The 8,958-nt window shown below is 70.3% G+C and carries 7 protein-coding genes; 5 read left to right on the plus strand and 2 right to left on the minus strand.

Translation table 11 applies throughout. The features are described from left to right. Positions 1-175 precede the first annotated feature (175 nt). Positions 176-2,557 carry a translation initiation factor IF-2 gene (gene infB / locus GZ997_RS01425; protein WP_238994173.1) on the plus strand — a complete coding sequence of 794 codons (2,382 nt, stop codon included), beginning with the start codon at positions 176-178 and terminating at the stop codon, positions 2,555-2,557. A 496-nt stretch (positions 2,558-3,053) separates the two neighbouring features. On the opposite strand, the gene rarD is transcribed toward infB, so the two are convergent. Then, positions 3,054-4,040, minus strand: coding sequence for an EamA family transporter RarD (gene rarD, locus GZ997_RS01430; RefSeq protein ID WP_343212240.1), 987 nt, complete (start codon positions 4,038-4,040; stop codon positions 3,054-3,056). 359 nt (positions 4,041-4,399) lie between these two features. Between rarD and rbfA the strand changes: the two genes are divergently transcribed. The 3 genes from rbfA (at position 4,400) to GZ997_RS01445 (ending at position 7,073) form a co-directional block, all read left to right on the plus strand. Then, positions 4,400-4,909 (plus strand): 30S ribosome-binding factor RbfA, encoded by a 510-nt coding sequence (rbfA, locus tag GZ997_RS01435; protein ID WP_162678570.1) that lies wholly within the window; start codon positions 4,400-4,402, stop codon positions 4,907-4,909. Further along, on the plus strand, positions 4,906-5,919 hold the full coding sequence (gene truB / locus GZ997_RS01440) for a tRNA pseudouridine(55) synthase TruB (protein ID WP_162678571.1): 1,014 nt from the start codon (positions 4,906-4,908) through the stop codon (positions 5,917-5,919). The genes rbfA and truB overlap by 4 nt, the downstream gene beginning before the upstream one ends. Positions 5,920-6,032: 113 nt before the next feature. Then, positions 6,033-7,073: a bifunctional riboflavin kinase/FAD synthetase gene (locus GZ997_RS01445; protein WP_162678572.1), complete on the plus strand. Its 1,041-nt coding sequence runs from the start codon at positions 6,033-6,035 to the stop codon at positions 7,071-7,073. Positions 7,074-7,123: 50 nt separating this feature from the next. On the opposite strand, the gene GZ997_RS01450 is transcribed toward GZ997_RS01445, so the two are convergent. Then, on the minus strand, positions 7,124-8,197 hold the full coding sequence (locus GZ997_RS01450; protein WP_161924377.1) for a PHB depolymerase family esterase: 1,074 nt from the start codon (positions 8,195-8,197) through the stop codon (positions 7,124-7,126). A gap of 276 nt (positions 8,198-8,473) precedes the next feature. On the opposite strand from GZ997_RS01450, the gene rpsO reads away from it, so the two are divergent. After that, positions 8,474-8,743: a 30S ribosomal protein S15 gene (rpsO, locus tag GZ997_RS01455; RefSeq protein ID WP_162678573.1), complete on the plus strand. Its 270-nt coding sequence runs from the start codon at positions 8,474-8,476 to the stop codon at positions 8,741-8,743. Positions 8,744-8,958 lie beyond the last annotated feature (215 nt).

Raw genomic sequence — 8,958 nt, forward strand, 5'->3', positions numbered from 1 at the left:
CGGGCCCAAGCCGTCGCGGCCTACGCCCGCCCCTGCGCCCACGCAGGCGCCCGGCGCCGACCAGCAGCCCCGCCCGGCCGCACCGACTCCGGGACCGCGCCCCGCCGCCCCCACACCCGGGCCCCGTCCGGGTGCGCCGCGTCCGGGAAACAATCCCTACGCCACTTCGCAGGGCATGCCCCGGCCGGGCGGTTCCGGCGGCCGCGGTCGCGGCAAGGGGCCGCGTCCGGGTGCGCCGCGTCCGGGAAACAATCCCTACGCCACTTCGCAGGGGATGCCCCGGCCGGGCGGCTCCGGCGGCCCGCGTCCGCAGGGAGCCCGTCCAGGTCAGGGCGGTCCGCGCCCGGGGCCGCGTCCCGGCGGCTCCGGTGGTCCGCGTCCGCAGGGAGCCCGCTCAGGTCAGGGCGGTCCGCGCCCGGGGCCGCGTCCCGGCGGCTCCGCAGGACCCCGGCCGAACCCGGGCATGATGCCCGGCCGCTCCTCAGTTGCGCGGCCCGGCGCTCCGGCCCGCGGCGGTCAGGGAGGCCGAGGCGGACGCCCCGGTTCTGGAGGCCGTGGAGGTACCGGCGGTGGCGGCCCGCGTGGCGGCTTCGGCGGTCCACGTGGAGGCCGTGGCGGCCGCGGCTCGACGCAGGGCGCCTTCGGGCGCGGCGGCGGTGCTCCCCGCGGACGCAAGTCGCGTCGGGCCAAGCGCCAGGAGTTCGAGCAGCAGAGCGCGCCGACGATCGGCGGCGTCGTCGTCCCCCGCGGCGACGGCTCCACCCCGGTACGCGTGCGCCAGGGCGCCACGCTGACCGACCTGGCCGAGAAGATCAACGCCAACCCGGCGGCGCTGGTGACCGTTCTCTTCCACCTGGGTGAGATGGCCACCGCCACCCAGTCGCTGGACGAGGACACTTTCGCCCTGCTGGGCGCGGAGCTCGGCTACGACGTGCAGATCGTCTCTCCCGAGGACGAGGACCGCGAGCTGCTGGAGTCCTTCGACATCGACCTGGAGGCCGAGGAGGCCGGCGAGGACGACGCCGAGCTGCTGCCGCGCCCGCCGGTGGTCACCGTCATGGGTCACGTCGACCACGGTAAGACCAAGCTGCTGGACGCCATCCGCTCCACGGACGTGGTCGCCGGCGAGGCCGGCGGCATCACCCAGTCGATCGGCGCATACCAGGTGCGCGTGAACCTAGGCGACGAGACGCGCCCGATTACGTTCATCGACACCCCCGGTCACGAGGCCTTCACCGCCATGCGCGCCCGTGGTGCCGAGGTGACCGACATTGCCATCCTGGTAGTCGCCGCGGACGACGGCGTCATGCCGCAGACCGTCGAGGCGCTCAACCACGCCCAGGCAGCCGGTGTGCCGATCGTGGTCGCCGTGAACAAGATCGACAAGGAGGGCGCCAACCCGGAGAAGATCCGCGGCCAGCTCACCGAGTACGGTCTGGTGCCCGAGGAGTACGGCGGCGAGACGATGTTCGTTGACATCTCAGCCAAGCTGCGCACCAACATCGACGGCCTGCTGGAGGCGGTCCTGCTGACCGCTGATGCGGCGCTGGACCTGCGCGCCAACCCGAGTACGGACGCCCGTGGCGTCACCGTGGAGGCGAAGCTGGACCGTGGTCGCGGCGCCGTCGCCACGGTCCTGGTGGAGCGCGGCACGCTCCACGTCGGGGACCCGATCGTCGCCGGCAGCGCCTACGGGCGCGTGCGTGCCATGTTCGATGAGCACGGCAATGCGCTGGAGGAGGCCGGCCCGGCCCGGCCGGCCCAGGTGCTTGGTCTGACCAGTGTCCCCAGTGCGGGCGACTCCTTCATCGTCGCCCCTGACGACCGCACCGCCAGGCAGATTGCCGACCGGCGCGAGGCCGCAGGGCGGGCTGCGGAGCTGGCCAAGCGCCGTAAGCGCGTGTCTCTTGAGAACCTCTCCGATGTCCTCAAGGAAGGCAAGGTTGACACCCTCAACCTCATCCTCAAGGGTGACAGCTCCGGTGCGGTCGAGGCGCTGGAGGACTCGCTGCTCAAGATCGACGTCGGCGACGAGGTGGCCCTGCGGGTCATCCACCGCGGCGTAGGAGCGGTCACGCAGAGCGACGTCGACTTGGCGACGGTGGACTCCGCCGTGATCATCGGCTTCAACGTGCGACCCGCGGTGCGGGTTGCCGAGTTGGCCGACCGCGAGGGCGTGGACATGAAGTTCTACACCGTCATCTACAACGCCATCGAGGACGTAGAGGCAGCCATGAAGGGCATGCTCAAGCCGATCTATGAGGAGGTCGAGCTGGGTACGGCAGAGATCCGGCAGATCTTCCGCTCCTCGAAGTTCGGCTCGATCGCTGGCTCGATCGTCCGCTCGGGCGTCATCAAGCGCGGTGCCAAGGCACGGCTGGTGCGCGATGGCGTCGTGGTGGCCGGAGACCTCACGGTCGAGACACTGCGCCGCGAGAAGGACGATGTCACCGAGGTCCGTGAGGGCTACGAATGCGGTATCAACCTCGGCTTCCGTGACATTGCCGAGGGCGATGTCATCGAGACCTGGGAGATGCGCGAGAAGCCCCGCGACTGACCTGTCATTGCGCGCAGATGCCGGTGGCGCCGTCGCGCACCGAAACCGGCACCTGTGACACACCGTGACCGCCAGAAATGACGTCGGCGCCGCTGCTCCCTTCGGGGCGGCAGCGCCGACGTCTTTTGGTGCCCGGGCGCCGGGGCGGGCGAGAGTGACTGGGCTGTCTCTGCGCATGTGTTGGATTCCGGTGTGCTGCGGGGCAAGCATGCCTCCGGGGCCGTATGCGCTGGGGTTGACGGTTCGTACCTTTGCACCGGCGATTCGTACTTTCTTGCGACGGTTCGGCACTCACAGGTACGTACCGTCGCAGGAGAGTACGAATCGTTGACCGGAAGGTACGTATCGTCGCGCGAAGGTACGAACCGCCAGACGAGCTCATGACCCGGATGGCACGATTCGCCGGGGGATGAACGTTGTGAAGTGCGCCGAGGCCTGCGGTGGAGCCTTCGACCTGATCGGTCGGGACCAGGTGCGGTCGGTCCTCCGCGAAGCCTCAGTGCTTGGCCGGGCGCGGCCGACGCGCCAGCTGCCACAGCAGGTCGGTGACGAATACGACCACAGCCACCCACACGAGCGCCGTCGACACCCAGCGTGCCGGCGAGATCTCTTCGCGGAACACGGCCCAGGCAAGCAGGAACTGCATGACCGGGGTGATGTACTGGCTGAGCCCCACGATAGACAGCGGCACCCGGCGCGTGCCCGCGGCGAACAGCAGCAGCGGCGTCGCCGTCACCGGGCCCGCCAGTACCAGTCCCACCGCCAGGCCCGTAGACGCCGTCGCCCCCTGAAGCGCCCCGTGCCCGCCGGCGTAAAGCCAGGCGAAGTAGGCCAGCGCTACCGGTGTCATGCAGCCGCTCTCCACCGTGAGTCCGGTGAGCGCATCCACCTGTGCGCCCACGCGCTTCTTCACCAGCCCGTACAGGCCGAATGACAGGGCCAGTGACAGCGAGATCCACGGCAGTGACCCCTGGGCCACCACCAGCACGATGATGGCCACCACCGCAATACCGACGGCGATACCCTGGGCGCGGCGCAGCCGCTCACCCAGGAATATCGCCGCGAGCACCACCGTTACCAGCGGGTTGATGAAGTAGCCCAGGGCCGCGTCCGCGGTGCGGCCGGAGTTGACCGCGTAGACGTACACCAACCAATTCACCGACACCAGCAGACCGCTGACCGCTAGCGTGCCGCAGAGTCGCGGCGTGGTCACGGTTGCGCGCAGCGCGGGCCAGTAGCGGCGCACAGCGGTGAGCCCCAGGCAGGTAACCAGGGTCCATACCAGGCGGTGTCCGATGATCTCCACGCTGCCGGCGGCGTGCAGCAGGTGGAAGTACAGCGGGAACAGGCCCCACAGCAAGTAGCAGGAGAGCACCATGGCCACACCCGGGGCATCACCGGTGCCGGCGGCAGTTCGCGCCGGAGCGGGCGTCGCCGCGCCGACGGCGCGGGACTCGGGGGCGGGGGAGGTGGAGTCAGTCACGTGCGGCTTTCATAGTCGGCGGAAGGCAGCGTGCACGCGCACTGATCGCACGGCAGCGGCACCCGCAGGAGTCGAGTTATCGGCATGAACGTTAGCGCGCAGCGCATCATGAACACGCGTCAGCGGCGGGCACCCGCGCCGGGAGGCCGCCCGGGCCGAACACCGGCGGGCTGCCCGCACTGGTGTAGGCGAGACGGGCGCTGGTAAGGGACGCCGCCCTGCCCCTGGCGATTGCGCGGGTGGTGGTGCACAATAATCCGTCCGCCGGTTGCGGCTGCGGTCACCCTCCGCGTGCCGCGCTAGCATCCACTGACACTCATCCACTGACACTCGCAGTACTCGATTCGCAAGGAGCCCCAATGGCCGACGCCGCCCGCGTCCGCAAGGTCGCCGACCACATCCAGGAGACCGTCGCCCGCCTCCTGCAGGGAAGAATCAAGGACCCCCGCATCGGCTTCATCACCATCACGGACGTGCGCGTGACCGGCGACTTGCAGCAGGCAACCGTCTTCTACACCGTCTACGGAACCGATGAGGAGCGCCAGGACACCGCCGCCGCGCTGCGCTCTGCCACCGGCTTGATCCGCTCGGAAGTCGGCCGGGCACTCGGCATCCGGCTAACCCCGTCGATCACCTTCCAGCTGGACTCCCTGCCCACCCAGGCGCAGGCCATTGAGGACGCCCTGGCACAGGCGCGTGCCCGGGACGAGGAGATAGCGCGCACTTACGCGGGGGCCAGCTACGCCGGCGACGCCGACCCCTACCGCCACGACGACGAGGACGAGGACGAGGACGACTACGAGGCCGTAGACGACGATGACTACGAGCCGTACGAGGCCGACGTCGACGAGGAGGAGACCGGGGCGTGACCACTGGTCAACCCGCCGGACGCCGCATCGACGTTCCCCGCGGCTCCGTCACCTCCCCGGATGGCCTGCTGATTGTGGACAAGCCTGCCGGCGTGACCAGTCACGACGTCGTAGCCATGACCAGACGCATGGCGGCTACCCGCAAGGTAGGCCACGCCGGCACCCTGGACCCCATGGCTACCGGGGTACTGCTGCTCGGCATCGGCCGCGCCACCCGGTTCTTGACCTACCTGGTGGGCGCGGACAAGAACTACTTGGCCACGGCCCGCCTGGGCCAGACCACGCTCACGGAGGATGCCGACGGCGAGCTCACATCCTCCGCCGGCTGCCAGCCGGGCCCCGACCTGACCGCACGGATCGACACCGCCCTGGCCTCCCTGACCGGCGAGATCATGCAGGTGCCCTCCGCGGTCTCCGCCATCAAGATCGACGGCGTGCGCTCCTACGCGCGCGTGCGCGGCGGTGAGGACGTTGCCCTGCCGGCACGTCCGGTGACTATTCACGCCCTGACACGAGTAGGCGAGATACGCCCCTCCACTGCCGCTGACGGCACCGCCCTGGTTGACCTCGACCTGAGGGTGCACTGCTCCTCGGGCACCTACGTGCGCGCCCTGGCTCGTGACCTCGGTGCCGCCCTGGGCTGCGGGGCCCACCTGACCTCCCTGCGCCGCACCGGGGCAGGCCCCTTCACAGTCGACGATGCCGCCACCATCGCCTCCCTGTCCGCCGTGGTCGCCGCCGGGCAGGCCCTGCCCGTGCTGCCTCTGGCCGCCGTGGCCCGCCGCTGCTTTCCCGCCGTGGACCTGGACGAGGCCGAGGCACGTGCACTGCGCTACGGTCAGCGCCTGCCCGCCGCGGTGCTAGACCGGGCACAGGCCCCGGAGCATCCGGTTGTCCCCAAGGCCGCCGCGCCGGGCGTGGCCGCCGGGTTCGACCCTGCGGGCGGGCTCGTGGCACTGTTGACCCACAAGGGAGGGGACACCCGCCCCGTGCTCGTACTGCCGAACTGATTGGGTAGCCCCGAGCCCGCCCGGACACCTTCAAACCAGGAGGCACCTTTGAGCCAGACCACGATCGCCCACATTCCGTGGCAACTCGGCGACGCGGATTGAGGCGGCGCACCGTGAAGATCTGGTACGGCGCCGAGCAGGTGCCCGCAGCCCTGAGGGATTCATCAGGTCCCGGCAGCGTCGTCACCGTCGGTGTGTTCGACGGCGTGCACCGCGGCCACCAAGCGATCCTCGCCCGGGTTGTTGAGCGCGCCCACCATGCGGCTGCCCCCGACGGACGCCGGCCACGCGCGATCGCACTGACCTTCGACCCGCACCCGGTGGCGGTGCACCGCCCCGAGGCGCGGCTGCCCATGATCACCTCGCTGGCAGACCGGCTGGAGTCCCTGGCGGACACCGGTTTGGACGCGGTGCTCGTGGTCCACTACACCCTCGACTTCGCCGACCAGGGGCCGGAGGAGTTCGTGCGCGACTGGCTTGAGGGCGTGCTCGGGGCGCGTGCGATTGTGGTAGGTGACGACGTGCGCTTCGGACGCGGCAATAGCGGCGATGCCGCCACCCTGCGCCGGATCGGGCACGCCGATGGCATTGACGTGGAGATCGTCGCCGACGTCGTCGCCTCCAGCGGCCGCCGCTGGTCCTCCACCTGGGTGCGTGAACTGCTGGAGGACGGCGACATGCGCGGTGCGGCCGAGGTCCTCGGCCACGTCCACCGGCTGCGCGGCACGGTTATCCACGGGCACCGCCGTGGCCGCGAACTCGGCTTCCCCACCGCGAACCTGGACGCCGCCACTGCCGGCGTGGTCCCGCCCGACGGCGTCTATGCGGGCTGGCTGGTGCGCTCCCCACAGGCTGGGGTGGCCGGCGGCGCGGGGGAGGAGCGCCTGCCCGCCGCGATCTCGATCGGGACCAATCCGACCTTCGACGACGTGCCCGACCGTACCGTGGAGGCGCATGTCCTGGGGCGCGCGGATCTGAACCTGTATGGGGAGGTCGTGGTGATCGAGCTGGTGGAGCGGCTGCGCCCCATGCTCGCCTTCGACGGCCTGGAGCCGCTGCTGGTGCAGATGCGTCAGGACGTGGTCGACACCGCCGCGGTGCTGAACGTGCCCGTGCCCGAGCCCATCCGCCCTGAGGACGTCACCGCCCGGTGACGTCCTCAGGGCGGGGACACCCGGCTATGTATGCCGTTCCGTGCGGGGGGTCACTGCCGCGGGTGGGCGGAGAAGAACTCCCACATCAGCTGCGAGGCGTTGATCTCCTGAGTGACTGTGCCCAGGGCGGACAGGTCGGCGCTGGTGCCCGGCCAGGTGTGACCGCCGGCATCCACCGTGTACAGCTCCACCTCGGTGCCGCCCTCGCAGGAGCCGTAGCGGGTCAGGGACACGTGGTCGCTCACCTGCTCGGTGGTCGCTTCGGCGCTGCAGCCGTCCAGCTGCGCCCAGGCGCTCACGGCCGCCTCCACGCCGTACCCCCAGCGCGGGTCGTCGTTGCCGTCGTAGGGGTTGACCACGTCGTCGGTGCCGTGGAACGTCAGCACGGATACCGGCTGCGCCGGGGTGCAGGTCGAGGGATCGAGTGAGGCCACGTCACCGGCGGCGGCCCTGCCGGCGCGTAGCCCTGCCACGGGCGCGATCGCTGCGATCAGGTCGGGGCGCTCGCAGGCGAGGGCGCTGGCCATACGACCACCGCCGGAGTACCCGGTGGCGTACACGCGGGTGGGGTCCACACACGCCTGCTCGGTCAGGGTGTCGATGACCGCCGTCAGGAAGGCGATGTCATCCCGGGCATCGTCGGCGGGGTACTCGCCCGCCGTGGTCGGCACTCCGGGCACGTTCCACGCCCAGTTCCCGTCAGGCAGCGGATCGTCGGTGTCCAGGGCGATAGCGGCGGTGGGCTCGGCGACGACGAAGCCCTCCGCGTCGGCGTCGGCTACGGCGTCCAGGCCGCTGATCCCTGCCTGGGCAGTGCCATTGGAATTCGAGCCGTGAAGATCGAGTACCAGCGCCGCCGGCGTGGTGGCATCGGCGCCCTCGGGCACGTGCACCCGCACCGGGTACGTCTCGCCGTCGAAGGCGACCTCGACGGTCTGGGTGCCGGACAGCGTGCGGGCGCACACCGGGACCGCGGAGTTGGTTGAGCTCGGCGCGGACTGCCGGGAACCGCATCCGGTGATGGTGAAGGATGCGAGCGCCGTGAGCCCGGCGGTCAGCAGGCAGGCGAGGGTGAGTAGCCGCTTACGCGGGGACGCTGATGCAGGGGGCTCAGGGCGGGACATTGGGACTCCTTGGTGAAGACGGATTGGGGAAGACTGAGGGGGGATGAACACTGGAAGGGAAGCCGGAGGCGATAGGTGGTGCGAGTGAGCTGAGTAACAGCAGCGTAGCAGCCGCGCGCCGCCGACGGGCTGAAACATGTGCCCGATGCCACCGGCCACGGGGAGAACCCGGGCCATATCGGCTGATAGTGTTGCCCAGCCGTCGATCGGCCGCGGATGTGTCAAGCCCGGGAGAACCAGCCCCGGCGCTCCGCGCAACGAGAATCAGGAGTCATCGTGTCGATTTCCCCCGAGCGCAAGCAGGAGCTCATTGCCGAGTACGCCACCCACGAGGGCGACACCGGCTCCCCGGAGGTCCAGGTCGCCATTCTGTCCGAGCGGATCTCCAACCTGACCGAGCACTTCAAGTCCCACGCGCACGACCACCACTCGCGCCGCGGCCTGTACCTGCTGATCGGTAAGCGCCGCCGCCTGCTGGACTACCTCGAGCGTGAGGACATCACGCGCTACCGCAAGCTGATCGCCCGCCTCGGCATCCGCCGCTGAGCGACAGCGCCAGTTGCGCGTAAGTCCGGGCCCCGGCCTCCAGCGTTGGAGGCCGGGGCCCTGCACGTGGTGGTTGTCTGGCCATACGTTGCCGGATCCCGGGCGAATTGATCCCGCACCTAGCACCCGCGGTGCCCACTACGGTGGGGCGGGGAACTGTGGGTGCGTACCTTCACCTGACAGTTCGTACTTCCAGGCCGACGGCTCGCACATTT

The sequence above is a fragment of the Actinomyces sp. 565 genome (assembly GCF_010365615.1).
Lineage (GTDB): Bacteria > Actinomycetota > Actinomycetes > Actinomycetales > Actinomycetaceae > Actinomyces.